Source organism: Bradyrhizobium sp. LeoA1Lang (assembly GCF_055413685.1).
In genome coordinates, this window is record NZ_JBVAPG010000189.1 from 1 (window position 1) to 14,239 (window position 14,239).

At 63.9% G+C, this 14,239-nt stretch carries 14 protein-coding genes; 6 read left to right on the plus strand and 8 right to left on the minus strand.

All coding sequences use genetic code 11. The features are described 5' to 3' along the window. Positions 1-173: 173 nt before the first annotated feature. Positions 174-578, minus strand: coding sequence for a (R)-mandelonitrile lyase (locus ACZYOF_RS37185; protein WP_463718878.1), 405 nt, complete (start codon positions 576-578; stop codon positions 174-176). 23 nt (positions 579-601) lie between these two features. Next, complete coding sequence (locus ACZYOF_RS37190) at positions 602-1,300, minus strand: ribonuclease activity regulator RraA (RefSeq protein ID WP_463718879.1); 699 nt, start codon at positions 1,298-1,300, stop codon at positions 602-604. A 211-nt stretch (positions 1,301-1,511) separates the two neighbouring features. Here ACZYOF_RS37190 and pxpB point away from each other — a divergent pair, with 211 nt between their 5' ends. Genes pxpB through ACZYOF_RS37205 form a run of 3 tightly spaced genes read left to right on the plus strand, consistent with a single transcriptional unit; the run spans position 1,512 to position 4,091 of the window. Next, entirely contained in the window at positions 1,512-2,243 is a 732-nt protein-coding gene (gene pxpB / locus ACZYOF_RS37195; protein ID WP_463718887.1) for a 5-oxoprolinase subunit PxpB, read from the plus strand. Further along, positions 2,240-3,283, plus strand: a complete 1,044-nt coding sequence (locus ACZYOF_RS37200) for a 5-oxoprolinase subunit C family protein (RefSeq protein ID WP_282531153.1) — start codon at positions 2,240-2,242, stop codon at positions 3,281-3,283. The genes pxpB and ACZYOF_RS37200 overlap by 4 nt, the downstream gene beginning before the upstream one ends. 34 nt (positions 3,284-3,317) lie before the next feature. Continuing rightward, positions 3,318-4,091 (plus strand): LamB/YcsF family protein, encoded by a 774-nt coding sequence (locus ACZYOF_RS37205; RefSeq protein ID WP_282531152.1) that lies wholly within the window; start codon positions 3,318-3,320, stop codon positions 4,089-4,091. A gap of 146 nt (positions 4,092-4,237) precedes the next feature. On the opposite strand, the gene ACZYOF_RS37210 is transcribed toward ACZYOF_RS37205, so the two are convergent. From ACZYOF_RS37210 to ACZYOF_RS37230, 5 genes are all read right to left on the minus strand, one after another. Continuing rightward, complete coding sequence (locus tag ACZYOF_RS37210; protein WP_165421481.1) at positions 4,238-4,390, minus strand: hypothetical protein; 153 nt, start codon at positions 4,388-4,390, stop codon at positions 4,238-4,240. A 175-nt stretch (positions 4,391-4,565) separates the two neighbouring features. Beyond that, entirely contained in the window at positions 4,566-6,167 is a 1,602-nt protein-coding gene (locus ACZYOF_RS37215; protein WP_463718880.1) for a sulfite reductase subunit alpha, read from the minus strand. Then, complete coding sequence (locus ACZYOF_RS37220) at positions 6,164-7,942, minus strand: NirA family protein (protein WP_463718881.1); 1,779 nt, start codon at positions 7,940-7,942, stop codon at positions 6,164-6,166. The genes ACZYOF_RS37215 and ACZYOF_RS37220 overlap by 4 nt, the downstream gene beginning before the upstream one ends. Positions 7,943-8,287: 345 nt before the next feature. Continuing rightward, positions 8,288-9,454, minus strand: coding sequence for a CmpA/NrtA family ABC transporter substrate-binding protein (locus tag ACZYOF_RS37225; protein WP_463718882.1), 1,167 nt, complete (start codon positions 9,452-9,454; stop codon positions 8,288-8,290). Continuing rightward, a complete protein-coding gene (locus ACZYOF_RS37230) occupies positions 9,451-10,041 on the minus strand; it encodes an ANTAR domain-containing response regulator (protein ID WP_027578578.1) in 591 nt (196 codons plus the stop codon). Before ACZYOF_RS37230 ends, ACZYOF_RS37225 begins: the two co-directional genes overlap by 4 nt. A 113-nt stretch (positions 10,042-10,154) precedes the next feature. Between ACZYOF_RS37230 and rimO the strand changes: the two genes are divergently transcribed. The 3 genes from rimO to ACZYOF_RS37245 all read left to right on the plus strand — a co-directional run bounded on the left by rimO (position 10,155) and on the right by ACZYOF_RS37245 (position 13,819). After that, positions 10,155-11,480: a 30S ribosomal protein S12 methylthiotransferase RimO gene (rimO, locus tag ACZYOF_RS37235; protein ID WP_463718883.1), complete on the plus strand. Its 1,326-nt coding sequence runs from the start codon at positions 10,155-10,157 to the stop codon at positions 11,478-11,480. A 272-nt stretch (positions 11,481-11,752) separates the two neighbouring features. After that, a complete protein-coding gene (locus ACZYOF_RS37240) occupies positions 11,753-12,394 on the plus strand; it encodes a hypothetical protein (protein ID WP_463718884.1) in 642 nt (213 codons plus the stop codon). Between the two features lie 228 nt (positions 12,395-12,622). Then, positions 12,623-13,819 carry an acetylornithine transaminase gene (locus ACZYOF_RS37245; RefSeq protein ID WP_463718885.1) on the plus strand — a complete coding sequence of 399 codons (1,197 nt, stop codon included), beginning with the start codon at positions 12,623-12,625 and terminating at the stop codon, positions 13,817-13,819. A gap of 233 nt (positions 13,820-14,052) precedes the next feature. Here the strand turns inward: ACZYOF_RS37245 and ACZYOF_RS37250 are convergent. Continuing rightward, a partial coding sequence (locus ACZYOF_RS37250) for a hypothetical protein (protein WP_463718886.1) occupies positions 14,053-14,239 on the minus strand: 187 nt, incomplete at its 5' end.

A 14,239-nucleotide genomic window follows, 5' to 3' on the forward strand; every position in this document is an offset into this window, starting at 1 on the left:
TACCAGGTTGCGGGGCTGCTGCGCAGCAGCCCCGCAACCTGGCCCTAACCCATCAACCCGCCCTGCCGCCTCAAGCGCCGGGCTCCTGTCCCTGATTATCCTGTCTCACTACAGGGGTGCAGTTCACCACCTGTCCCGGGTTACGCTTCCGCTCCACCCGGCGTCCTTGGAAACTAGCCGACCTTCGCGTTGTATTGCTCGTCGCTGACGTGCTCCATCCAGTTCGAATAGACGCCGTCGAGCGCTTCCTGCATCGCGATGTGTGTCATGGCGTTGGTTGGCGAAGCGCCATGCCAATGCTTCTCGTTCGGCGGAATCCAGACCACGTCGCCCGGCCTGATCTCCCTGATTGGACCGCCCTCGGCCTGGACCCGGCCGATGCCGGAGATCACATAGAGTGTCTGCCCGAGCGGATGGGTGTGCCAAGCCGTGCGTGCGCCCGGCTCAAAGGAGACGCGCGACGAGTTCAGCCGCGCCGGCGCGGGCGCCATGATGACGGGATCCTGCAGCACCGTGCCGGTGAAATATTCGGCCGGCCCGCGACGGGTCGGCCGCGTGCCAGCGATATGGATTTCCATGGGCTTACCTCGCTCTTTTGATGTTACTTCTTGCTTGCGGCGTAGCGCGCCTTGGTTTCGGCATTCATCGGATAGAGGCCCGGCAGTGGCACGCCATTGTTCACCTCATTGACGATCCAGGCTTCCATCCGTTCCTGCTCCGGCCCTTCGGCCAGCACCTGGTCGATGAAGGCCTGCGGGATCAGCACCGCGCCGTCCTGGTCGGCGACTACCACATCGTTCGGGAACACCGCCACGCCGCCGCAGCCGATCGGCTCGCCCCAGCCGACGAAAGTCAGGCCCGCGACCGACGGCGGCGCGGCAAAACCGTTGCACCACACCGGCAGTCCCGTGCCGAGCACGCCTTCGAGGTCGCGCACCACGCCGTCGGTGATCAGCGCGCTCACGCCACGCTTCACCATTCGCGCACAGAGAATGTCGCCGAAGATTCCGGCGTCACTGACGCCCATGGCGTCGACCACGGCGATGCAGCCTTCCGGCATGGCCTCGATCGCAGTGCGGGTCGAGATCGGCGACGACCAGGATTCCGGCGTCGCCAGGTCCTCGCGCGCCGGCACGAAGCGCAGCGTGAAGGCCGATCCGACCAGCCGTTTCTGGCCCGGCTTGAGCGGCTTGGTCCCGCGCATCCAGACGTTACGCAGCCCCTTCTTGAGCAGGACCGTGGTGATGGTGGCGGTGGACACGTGCGACAGCGTCGCGATCGCTTCTGCAGTGAGGGACATCTTGAAAGATCGGCTCCGGTGGGAATGAGTTAGCGCGCGCATCTTGCGAGCCGCGGCACTCCCGTCAAGGGCGAGAATGCAAATCACCGATTACGCTATCTTATCGCCGGCCTGCGGTTTAATTTATTGAAGTTGCTTGGTGATTTTTCACAGGCCGAATTCCACTGCGCAGCAAAACACGCTAGCTTGATGCTCGATGAGCAATGATGACATGGCCGCCCGCGAAGCCCCACCCCGTCTTCTGCCGAGTGGCGACAGCGCCATCACGGTGGAATTCAGCCGCGATATCGATGACGCCGCCAATCGGCGGGTGCTGGCGCTCGACCGCACCCTTGCCGTGGCGCCGATCGCCGGCGTGACCGAGACCGTTCCGACCTATCGTTCGCTGCTTGTGCACTATGATCCCCTGCAGATCGGCTTCGAAGCGCTCGGGGAACAACTGCTCACGCTGGCGCAGCGCCCCGATCCGGCTGCCGCCAGAACCCGGCGCTGGCGCATCCCCGTGGCCTATGGCGGCGAACATGGCATCGACCTTGATGACGTCGCCAAGGCCCTCAACACCACGCCCGACGAAATCGTCAGGCGCCATGTCGCCGGCGACTACCGCGTCGCCATGATCGGCTTCACCCCCGGCTGGTCCTATCTCAGCGGCCTGGACAAGTTCCTGCACATGCCGCGTCGCCAGAATCCACGGGTGCTGACGCCGGCCGGCACGATCTCGACCGGCGGCGTGCAGACCGGGATCCAATGCATCGCCGGACCCAGCGGCTGGCACCTGCTCGGCCGCACCGCGGTCCGCACCTATCAGCTTCACCGCGATCCGATCTTCCTGCTCGAGCCGGGCGACACCGTCAGCTTCACGCCGGTCGACGCCAAGACTTTCGCCGAGCAGGACCGCGCCGCGGAAGCCGGCGAATTCGTCGCCGAACTGGTCGCCGCATGAGCAAGCTCATCATCTCCTCGATCGGTCCGGCGAGTTCCGTGCAGGACGGCGGCCGTCCCGGCTCGCAGCGCTATGGGCTGACGCCGAGCGGTGCGATGGATCGGCTCGCTCTGGCGGCCGCGAACACGCTGGTCGGCAATGAGCCGTTCGCCGCTGCCGTGGAGATCGGTCCGTTCGGCGCTAGCTTCACCGCGCGCTGCGGCGCGGTGCGCATTGCGCTCTCGGGCGCCTCGCGCAGCGCTGATATCGCTGGACGAACCGTGACCTTCGATACCTCGGCGACCATTGCCGACGGCGAGACATTGACGCTCGGCTTTGCCAGGGGCGGCGCGTTCAGCTACCTCGCGATCGAGGGCGGCATTGCGGGGGAACCGATGTTCGGCAGCCTCGCCGTGAACGCGCGCGCAGGCCTCGGCAGCCCCTACCCGCGCCCGCTCCAGAACGGCGACGAACTGCAGGTGCAACGCGCCAGCGGCGCGGCCGAGCGGCGGATCGAGTTGCCCGAACAGCCGGAGGCGCCGATCCGCATCCTGTTCGGTCCGCAGGACGACGAATTCTCCGAGGACAACAAAAAACTGTTCCTCGACAGCGAATGGACGATTTCCGCGACCAGCGACCGCATGGGCTACCGGCTCGAGGGCCCGGTGATCAAGCATCTGCACGGCCACAACATCGTCTCCGATGGCACCGTGAACGGCAGCATCCAGGTGCCCGGCAACGGCCAGCCGATCGTGCTGATGCCGGACCGTGGCACCAGCGGCGGCTATCCCAAGATCGCGACCGTCATCTCTGCTGATTTCGGCCGCTTCGCCCAGATTTCGGCCGGACACTCGTTCCGGTTCAAGGCGGTCACGATGGCTGAGGCGCAAGCCGAGGCGCGAAAATTCGCCGAACTGCTCCGTACCCTGCCCGACCGGCTGCGCCCGCTCGAAAGCCTTGATCTCAACCTCGAAGCCCTGAGCGCGGCCAATGTCGCAGGCCACGCCGTCAACGCCGTCGACGCCGCGACATGGCAGGTCGCGGAATCAGCGACTAGCTAGCCAAAAGCCACCCACGCAAAGCGGGACAAGCACCATGACTGCTACCATCGACCTCAACTGCGATCTCGGCGAAAGCTTCGGCCCATGGGAGATGGGCAATGACGCCGCGATGATCGAGCTCGCGACCTCCGTCAACATCGCCTGCGGCTACCATGCCGGCGACGCCGACATCATGCGCCGCACCGTGGATCTGGCAAAGGCGCGCGGGGTGAGCATCGGCGCGCATCCTGGCTACCGCGACCTGCATGGCTTCGGCCGCCGCCCGGTTCCCGGCCTGAAATCATCCGAGATCGAGAACCTGGTCGCCTACCAGATCGGCGCGCTGCAGGCGATCGCGACCGCGGCCGGCCACAAGGTCACCCACGTGAAGGCGCATGGCGCGCTCTCCAACGTCGCGTGCGAGGACGACATGACGGCGAAAGCGATCGCGAGCGCAATCAAGGCAGTCGATCCGAGCCTGATCTTCGTCGTGCTCGCCAACTCGAAACTGGTGCGCGCCGGCGAGGAGGCCAATCTCCGCCTGGCGCATGAAGTGTTCGCCGACCGCGCCTATGAGGACGACGGCAATTTGGTCTCGCGCAAGAAACCGGGCGCGGTGCTGCACGATCCCAAGGCGATCGCCGATCGCGTGGTGCGGATGGTGCAGGACGGCGCGGTGGTCTCGGTGTCAGGCAAGGTGATCAAGATGCGGACCGATACGGTCTGCATCCACGGCGACACGCCCGGCGCGGTCGAAATCGCGCGCGGCGTACGGCAGGCCTTGAAGGATGCCGGGATCGCAGTCGCGCCGTTCAAGACGGCGCATTGATAGTCCGCTGAAGGGCCAGCCCGCCCTCCCCCGTCATTGCGAGCGCAAGCGAAGCAATCCATCTCACCACTTGCGGAGGCATGGATTGCTTCGTCGCTATCGCTCCTCGCAATGACGGCCGGAGACGATCGAGCCAAGCAATGTTCTTAGAACGGATGGACGGAGAGCGTGCCGAATACGATCGCCGCGATGACGGCGAATGCGCTGTAGAGCGCAATCGTATGGAATCCTGTTCCCGATTTCCGCGACAGGCTGCGCGCGTAAAGATGCAGGCGGGCTTCCGCCGATAGTTCGCGCATCGTCGATCTCCAGTGCGACATCCGCCGCATATGGAATATCGTTCGCGCTCCGACGCAAGACGGCCCCCAAAATAGTGATACCGGCGCTGCCGGCCGGTTCCTTCGAGGGGAATACTTCTCCGGCCAGCTTCACGTGAAGAATATTATTCGTTCGAATTTGCGCCGGATTTCGTGATCAATAGACGTCGAGCTGGAATCTGCTCTTCTTCTTGAGGTCGGCGACGAAGGCGATCGCCTCATCCACCGAGCGGGCGCCGAACTGGGCGACGATATCGACCAGCGCGCGCTCGACATCCTTGGCCATGCGCTTGGCGTCGCCGCAGACATAGACATGCCCGCCTTCCGCGAGCCAGGTCCACAGTTCGCGGCCGACCTCGCGCATGCGGTCCTGCACATAGAACTTCTTCTCGCCGTCGCGCGACCAGGCGAGCGACAGCCGCGTGAGCAGGCCCGCCGTCTTCATCGCATTGAGTTCATCAGCATAGAAGAAATCGCAGTCGCTGCGCTGATGGCCGAAGAACAGCCAGTTCTTCCCCTGCGCGCCGGTGGCGCGGCGGTCGAGCAGGAAGGCCCGGAACGGCGCGATGCCGGTGCCCGGCCCGATCATGATGATCGGCGTCTTCGGATCCTGCGGCAGCGCGAATCCGTGCGCCTTCTGCACATAGACATCAAGCGCGTCGCCGGGATTGATGCGTTCGGCCAGGAACGTCGAGGCAAGCCCAAGCCGCTTGCGCTTGTTGATGATGTAACGCACGCAGTCGACCGTCAGCGACAATTTTCCGGGCGTCGCGTTGTGCGATGAGGAGATCGAATAGAGCCGCGGCTGCAGCGGCTCCAGCGCCTCGACGAAAGCTTCCGGATGCGGCCGTACCTTCGGGAATTTCTGCAGCACCGCCATCACGTCGAGCGTCGCGGCATCGCCGTCGGGATCCTCGCCTTGCGCCAGCGCTCGCGCCTTCTCGCGCTGCGCGCCGCCGGTCAGATAGGTGATCAGTTCAAACAGGGAGTCCGGCGCCGGCGACAGCGAGACGTCGTTGAGCAGTACCTCACGCAGCGTCTTGCCACGGACTTCAGTCACATGCGAGGCGCCGAGCAGCGCGATAATCTGGTCGACCAGGCCGAGATCGTTCTTGGCAAAAATGCCGAAGGAATCGCCTACGACATAGTCGATCCCGCAGCCGGAGAGATCGAACTCGATATGCCATGTCTCCTTCTCGGAGCCGGGCTTGTTGAGGAGACGGCGCGAGACAAACTTTGCCGGCACCGGATTGTCGCGCGAGCGCCCGGGCTCGCCGGCAGGCGTCGCGTTCGCAGTCACGGCCGCTGGTGCAGACGGTGCTGATGGCGCCTTGTCGAGCTCTTCATACAGCGACTTCAGCATCCGCGCGGTGTCCTTGCCGCCGGGGACGCAGAGGTTGAGCCGCGCTTCGCTCTTGCCCGCGATGGCCTCGGAATAGTCGTGGCAGTTATAGCCGCACTGCCCGCAGTCCTGCTGCGCCATCGCCGCCATCATGCGCCGCCGCAGCGGCCGGCCCTCGGCGAGCTTCATGCGCTCGGCGATCGGCATGGTCTGGTCATGCCACGGCGCTTCGCCGTCATCGCCATCGCCGGTTGCCCCCTGCACGACAGCCGCGCCGTACTCCGCCGGCAATGGCGTCGCAGCGTCGGGCGACAACAGTCCGGCAAAGAAGCCGTTGAGCCAGGAGCGCTGCGCTTCGGAGAACGGCGCGCTGGCGGGGATGATGTCGAGCTTCGGTGGAGGCGTGATCTGGTTCATGCGGATGCCTCGGCGAGCTTGCGCAGCGTCTCGCCGTCATGGCGGCGCGCGAAGGAAAGGAAGGGTTCGTCAGCAGATGAACGATGCGCGAGATAGGCTTTCAGCAGCTTCTCGATCGTCTTCGGCGCGTCTTCCGCCTTGAGGTCGTGATAGACCTCCTGCCCGACATCGGCATCCGGGCCGAAGCCACCGCCGGTGAAGAGATGATAGCCCTCGACCGGATCGGCATCCTCGCCGACGTCCACCTTCGCCGCGATCAGGCCGATGTCGCTGATGTAGTGCTGCGCGCAGGAATGATGGCATCCGGTGACATGGATGTTGACCGGCTTGTCCATGGCAACGCGCGGCTCGCACCAGTCGCCGATCTCGGCGGCGTGGCGCTTGGTATTCGAGGCGGCAAAGCGGCAGCCGGCATTGCCGGTACAAGCAATCAGCCCGGCGCGGATGTGCGAGGCCTCGACCGCGAGCCCGATCGTCTTGATCGCAGCGATCGCGAGTTCAATATTCTCGTCGCGCACGCCTGATATCAGCAGGTTTTGCCAGACGGTCAGGCGGATCTCGCCGTCGCCGATATCGCGCGCGATCTTGGCCAATCCACGCATCTGCTCGCAAGTGACCTTGCCGAGCGGCAGCGACACGCCGATCCAGTTCAGCCCCTCCTGCTTCTGCTTGTGCACACCGATATGCGCCATGCGGTCCGTCAAAGGCCGCGGCGCCAGCGCCTCAGTCGGCACGCGGGTGAAGGGTTTCGTCAGCCGCTCCTCGACCAGCTTCAGGAACTGGTCGTGACCGATCCCGTCCAGAACATATTTCAGCCGCGCCTTGTTGCGGTTGGTGCGGTCACCGAGATCGATGAAGACGCGGACGATGGCGTCCGCCACTTTCGTCGCCTCCTCCGGCTTGACGATGATGTCGGAGTATTTTGCAAAATCCCTGTGCCCGGTGATGCCGCCGAGGCCGAGCCGGAACCAGACCCCTCGCTCCGCTCCAAACCCGTCCTTCACCTCCACCGCCGTGAAGGCGATGTCGTTGGTCTCCTCCAGCACTGCGATCCGGCCGCCGCCATCGAAGGCGACGTTGAACTTGCGCGGCAGGCCGTAGAGCGAGCGCTCGTTGAGGATGTGGTAGTGCCACTCGCGGGCGTAGGCGCGCGTATCCAACAACTCCTGCGGATCGATGCCCGCGGTCGGTGTGCCCGTGACGTTGCGGATATTGTCCGCGCCGGAACCGCGCGAGCACAGACCGAGGTCCTGGATGCCCTCGATCAGTTTCACCGCGTTCTGCGGCGGGATTTCGCGCACCTGCAAGTTCGCGCGCGTGGTGACGTGGGAGTACGGGCCGCAGAGTTCTTCGGCGAGATCGGCCAGCCCCGCAAACTGCCAGTGCTTCAGGATGCCGTTTGGAATGCGCAGGCGGCACATGTAGGAATCCTGCGCCGGTGCGACGTAGAACAGGCCGAAATAGCGCCAGCGGAAATTATCGGCAGGCGACGGCGGCGCGTCGTCGAGCGCCTGTTGCTTCAGGCGCGGATAGGCATCGAAAGGATGCTCGTCGCGTTTGAATTTTTCCTGGTCGACGAGCTTCTTGCCTGACGCGATGACCTTGTCTTGCGCCTTGATATGCACTGCATCCGGACCGGTCGGCTCGGCATTGGCTTTGGCGACGCCCCCGCCAAGCCCGCGGCCGACCCGGCTGATCTGCAGGCCGGTGGCAAAGCCTTCGAGGTAGCGTTTCTGCTCGTCGGAGAAGTCGACTGAGAGCGGCTCGATTTTCATGGTCTGCGACGAAGCTCCTGCGGCCACGGCGAGCGGCGTCAACGGTGGAAAGCGACCGCTCGGAACCAGCCTGGCACTGCCTTGCTTGATTCCTGGGAACGGTCCGATCAGCTTCGTTGCTGCGGAAATCCATCTTGGACGTGAGCCAGCAGGCATCTGCGACAGGCTGGCCGCACTGCAACATTCAAGTTGCGTGCCAGACGCCGCCGAAGACAATATCACGCTATTTCAGTGTATTAGCCGAACCGCCCGGGAGCCCGGAGGCTAGCCGCGTTGCGAATTTTCAAGCAGCGCGCTCAAAATTTAGCCGACCTGTGGCAACTGCCCACGATCGCAGCACGAATCTTACGGCTTCCAGTAACCGATCTTGAACGCGGCCAGATGCCCCCGAATATCGTTGGGATCGAAGGCCGGCCCGGCGAAAGCGCCGATCGGCTGCGGCGCATCGGCGGGCGCCGGACGACGTCCCACAGCCGCGTCGTAGAGGTCGGGCCGGAACACGTCCATGGCCGTCTTGAGGGCGTCCGGCTTCATGGCCGCCTGCCCCCATCGCACCATCTGCGCATAGAGCCACGCGGCCTGCACCGGGTCGGGTCGCGCCGCGCCGCGCCGGCCGACCAACAGGTAGCGACCGCTTTCGCGCTTGGCGCCGTCGGGGGAGATCTTGAGCCGCCCGTCGAGCGTGCGCTGGATCACCTCGGCGTCGACGCCGATCCGCTCCGGCTGGGCCAGAATCGCAGCCGCCTCGGCGCGGTTTTCCGGCTGCTCGATGAATTCAGCGGCGCGCAGATGCGCCCGCACCAGCGCTGCGACGACGTCAGGATTCTTCTCCGCCCAGTTCTGCCTGATCGCCAGCACCTTCTCGACCGCGGCGACCAGGATGTCGGAAACGAAATGCAGGATGTGGCCGATGCCGAGATCGACCGCGATCGAGTTCCAGGGCGCGCCGACGCAGAACGCATCGACATGGCCGTTGGCGAGGCTGTCGACCATGTAAGGCGGCGGCAGCACCACCAGCCGCACGTCCTCGTCCGGATCAACCCCGCCTGCCGCCATCCAGAACCGCAGTTGATAATTATGGGTCGAGAACGGAAACGTCATGCCGAAGATCAACGGCTCCGCCCCGCTCTTGCGCCGCTTGGCGACCACGCGCGACAGCGCCAGCGCCGTTGCCATCGGGTCGAAACGGTCGCCGTCGAGTTCCTCCATGATCGCAGCATGCAGCGGCGGCGAGACCGTGATCGCGTTGCCGTTGAGGCCGAGATTGAAGGGCGCCACGATCGGCACCTTGACGTGGCCAAGGCCGAGGCTGGAGGCAATCGCGACCGGCGCCAGCAGATGGGCAGCATCGAACAGGCCGATATTGAGCTTGTCGCGGACGTTCGACCACGACACCTCCCGCACCAGGGTGATGTCGAGCCCCTCGGCGGCGCCAAAACCCTTGTCGGCGGCGACGATCAGCGCGGCGGCGTCGACCAGCGGAATGAAACCGATGCGAAGCGGTGTGGTCATTTGAGCAACTCCGACGCGGTCAGGATCGACTGCGCGATCTCGCCGATCTTCTTTTTTTCGCGCATCGCCGTGGAACGCAGCAGCACATAGGCCTCATCTTCGGTGAGGCCCTTCAATTTCATCAGGATACCCTTGGCACGGTCGATCACCTTGCGCTCTTCCAGCGCGTGCTTGGTGCGGTCCAGTTCGTCCTGCAGTCGCGCGAAGGCATTGAAGCGGGACACGCAGAGGTCGAGGATCGGCTTGATACGCTGCTTGTTGAACCCGTCGACGATATAGGCCGACACGCCGGCCTCGACAGAGGCCTGGATCGAGGCGGCATCGCTCTGGTCGACGAACATGGCGATCGGCCGGCGCACGGCCCGGCTGACCTGGAACATCTGTTCCAGCACGTCGCGGCTGGGATTTTCCAGGTCGATCACGATGATGTCGGGGTCGACGGCGTAGATTCGCGCCAGCAGGCTGTGCATCTCGCTGATATGCACGACGCTGGTATAACCCGCCTCCCGCAGGCCCTCCTCCAGGATCGCGGCGCGGATCGGGCTTTCGTCGACGATGACAATTTTCGGAGACGACTCGGCAGCCATCGTTCACTCGTGTTCCCTAAAAACTATCCATAGCACGATGGAAGCCAGCTCAAAGCCTTGTAATTATGGACAATTGGGACTAGCTCCTGCCCATCAATCAGGCAGATTTAGATATGCAACAGGCGGCCGCGCCAAAAATCTCGTTTGTTTCGCTTGGATGTCCAAAGGCGCTTGTGGATTCCGAGCGCATCATCACGCGGCTGCGGGCCGAGGGCTATGAGCTCGCGCGCAAGCATGACGGCGCCGATATCGTGATCGTCAACACCTGCGGCTTCCTCGACAGCGCCAAGCAGGAATCACTTTCGGCGATCGGCGAGGCCATGGCCGAGAACGGCAAGGTGATCGTGACCGGCTGTATGGGTGCGGAACCCGAGCAGATCGAGAGCGCTTATCCGGGCGTGCTCTCGATCACGGGTCCGCAGCAATATGAGAGCGTGCTGGACGCCGTGCACCGCGCGCTGCCGCCGATGCACAACCCGCATCTCGACCTGGTGCCGCCGCAGGGCGTCAAGCTGACCCCGCGCCATTATGCCTACCTGAAGATCTCCGAGGGCTGCAACAACCGCTGCACCTTCTGCATCATCCCCAAGCTGCGCGGCGACCTGGTATCGCGGCCTGCCAACGACGTGCTGCGCGAGGCCGAGCGGCTGGTAAAGGCAGGCGTCAAGGAACTGCTGGTCATCTCGCAGGACACCTCGGCCTATGGCATCGACCTGAAATATGCCGAGAGCCCGTGGCAGGATCGCTCCGTCCGCGCCAAATTCTTCGACCTGGCAAAAGAGCTCGGCGAACTCGGCGCCTGGGTGCGGCTGCAATATGTCTACCCGTACCCGCATGTCGACGAGGTCTTCGCCCTGATGAGCGAGGGCAAGGTGCTGCCCTATCTCGACATCCCCTTCCAGCACGCCAGCCCGGATGTCCTGAAAGCCATGAAGCGTCCCGCCGCGCAGGACAAGACGCTGGCGCGCATCAAGCAATGGCGCGAGCAGTGCCCGGAGCTTACGCTGCGCTCGACCTTCATCGTCGGATTCCCGGGCGAGACCGATTCCGATTTCGCCTATCTGCTCGACTGGCTCGACGAAGCCGAGATCGACCGCGTCGGCTGCTTCAAATACGAGCCGGTTGCAGGCGCCACCTCCAACGCGCTCCCCGGCGCCGTGCCGGATGAGATCAAGCAGGAGCGTTACAACGCGCTGATGGCCCGCCAGCAGAAGATCTCCGCGCGCCGGCTGAAGCGTAAGGTCGGCACAAGGCAACAGATCATCATCGACGAGGTCGGCCCGACCGTCGCGCGAGGCCGGTCGAAGGCTGATGCGCCGGAGATCGATGGTGCGGTCTATCTCTCGAGCCGGCGCCCGCTGAAGGTCGGCGAGATCGTCACTGCAAAGATCGAACGCTCTGACGAATATGACCTGCACGGCAGCGTCGCCGGATTCTGAGCGGTCTCTGCGTCGATAGTTGCGGCCAGTTCGGACGATTTGATCCAGCTCAATGCTCGTTCAACGTCCGCCAAACGATATTCAAATTTCGGAGAATCCTGCCGCCACTCCGGCGGCAAGGGATGGCGTTGCCTGATAATTCGCATCCTGCGAAGCCGCTTTTGCGTGCAAATCTTAGATTGGCATCTATAATTATAACAACTTCAAGATGTCACGTTCCATTCACGGACTCGGCCTATGGCTCGCGCACCTTCAAATCCAAGAGGTGAATGATGAGCCGCTTCTCGAAGACACTGCGCACACAACGTTGGGACGATTACCGCTACTACCACCAGAGCCGCATCAATCAGACGCTGCACCTGATCAGCGCCGTCATCTTCCTGGTCTGCTATGGGCTGCTGTTCACCGATCCGGCCCTGGCCGGTCTGGTCGGCTGGCTCGCGATGTTGACGAGGCAGACCGGGCACTTCTTCTTTGAGCCCAACGGCTATGACGACGTGAACAAGGTTTCCAACGAGTACAAGGAAGCGATCAAGGTCGGCTACAACCAAAGCCGCAAGATCGTGCTGCTGGTCGTCTGGGGGCTAGCACCGGTCGCGCTGTTCGTCTTTCCGACGCTGTTCGGCCTGTTCTCACCGCCGGCCACCAGGCTCGACTTCATCCGTCACGTCGGTGCCGTCTGGCTCGCGATCGGCATCGCCGGCGGGCTCGCCCGCATGATCCAGCTCTTCATCATCAAGGACGTGCCGACAGGACTGATCTGGGTCTGGAAGGTCCTGACCGATCCGTTCCACAACATCGCGTTGTACTACAAATCGCCGCTCGCCCTGCTCCGTGGCGAACTGATCGACACGTCCATCGCCGACGCCGATTGGGGCGAGGAGGACACCGAAGAGGCGCCGCGCGCGACTTGACATTCCCTGCCCTTGCGCTGTATGGCCCATCGCCATGAAGCTGAACCGGACCATCCGCCGCGCTACTTTCCGTCGTCGCACCCGCGACGATGATGGGTTGCGCCATGTCCGACGCCAGCGCTGACTAGCTAGTTCAGCCTAAGGTTTTCGAGAAGGCCGCACCCTCAAAAGTGCGGCCTTCTTGCGTTGCCGCCAGCCTTTCATCCCAAGCAATTCAAGGAGCCTGACATGCCTGACACCTTCCATCCGTTCGACGCGCTGATGGACATCACCGCGCGCCCGAAGACCGTGTTTGTCCGCGGCGAAGGCTCCTATCTCTGGGACGATACTGGCCGCCGCTATCTCGATTTCGTGCAGGGTTGGGCGGTCAACTGCCTCGGCCATTCGCCGCCTGCTGTCGCCGAAGCGATCGCCGCGCAGGCCAAGTGTCTGTTGACCCCGAGCCCGGCCTTCTACAACGAACCCAGCCTCAAGCTTGCCAATGCGCTCGTCGAGAAGAGCTGCTTCGACCAGGTGTTCTTCGCCAATTCCGGCGCGGAAGCCAATGAAGGCGCGATCAAGCTCGCGCGAAAATATGGGACAAAATACAAGAACGGCGCGTTCGAGATCATCACCTTCGAGGGTGGCTTTCACGGCCGCACGCTCGCGACCATGTCGGCCTCCGGCAAGAAGGCGTTCGAACCGCTGTTCGAACCGAAGGTGCCGGGCTTTCGCAAAGCCCAGCTCAACGACATCGCGTCGGTTGAGGAGCTGATTTCATCGAATACGGTCGCCGTGATGCTGGAGCCGATCCAGGGCGAGGCCGGCGTCTGGCCCGCGACCGATCAATTCCTGAAGGAGCTGCGCACGCTGACCGGCGAGCACGGCCTGCTGCTGATCGTCGACGAGATCCAGACCGGCATGGGCCGCACCGGGAAACTCTTCCACTACGAGCATGCCGGCATTGCGCCCGATATCATGACGCTCGGCAAGGGCATCGGCGGCGGCGTGCCGCTCGCCGCCTTGCTTGCGACCGAGCATGCGGCCTGCTTCGAGCACGGCGACCAGGGCGGCACCTTCAACGGCAATCCGCTGATGTGCGCCGCGGGGCTTGCCGTGCTCGAACAGGTCGCCAAGCCGGAATTCCTGAAGTCCGTCGCTGACGCCGGCCTGTTCCTGGAAAGCGAGCTGCAGCGGCTCTCGGCCCGGCACGGGCTCGGCGAAGTGCGCGGCCGCGGACTGTTGCTGGCGCTCGACCTGAAACTGCCGATCGGCGCCGCGATCGTGGCGCAGGCGTTCTCGAAAGGCCTGCTGATCAACTCGCCACAACCCGACGCGCTGCGCTTCATGCCGGCGCTCAACGCGTCGCGGGCCGAGATCGCCGAGATGATCGAGGGCCTGGACGCAATCCTGACGCAAGTGGGAGCCGCACGCCGGGTGGCGTAGTCCTCTCCGTCATTGCGAGCGCGGCGAAGCAATCCCGCACGTGGCGCTATGGATTGCTTCGCTGCGCTCGCAATGGCGATGTGGAGGCAATGGGTGCGACAAATCAACCCGACGGGCAAATCAGCCAAAAGTCTGTCCAGCCCTTCGCGCAGAAATAAATCGCTTAACCCGTCGGGCAAATCAGTGATTTAACTCCGCGCGTCTCACCCAAGATGAGGGGCGGATCGCGATCGTCACGAACGTTGCGGTGAGATGCGGTGGACGCGATGCGTGCGACTGACGAGCGCATGTGACGCGGACGGCGAAGTCGTGTGGTCCTGGCGCCCCGACGCTGGCGCTAAGTTTTTCGCGCGAACAAGTTCGCGCTTGAGATGACGGTGGCAAGAAAGCCCGGTCACCGGGGAGAGCACGAAGTAAGCC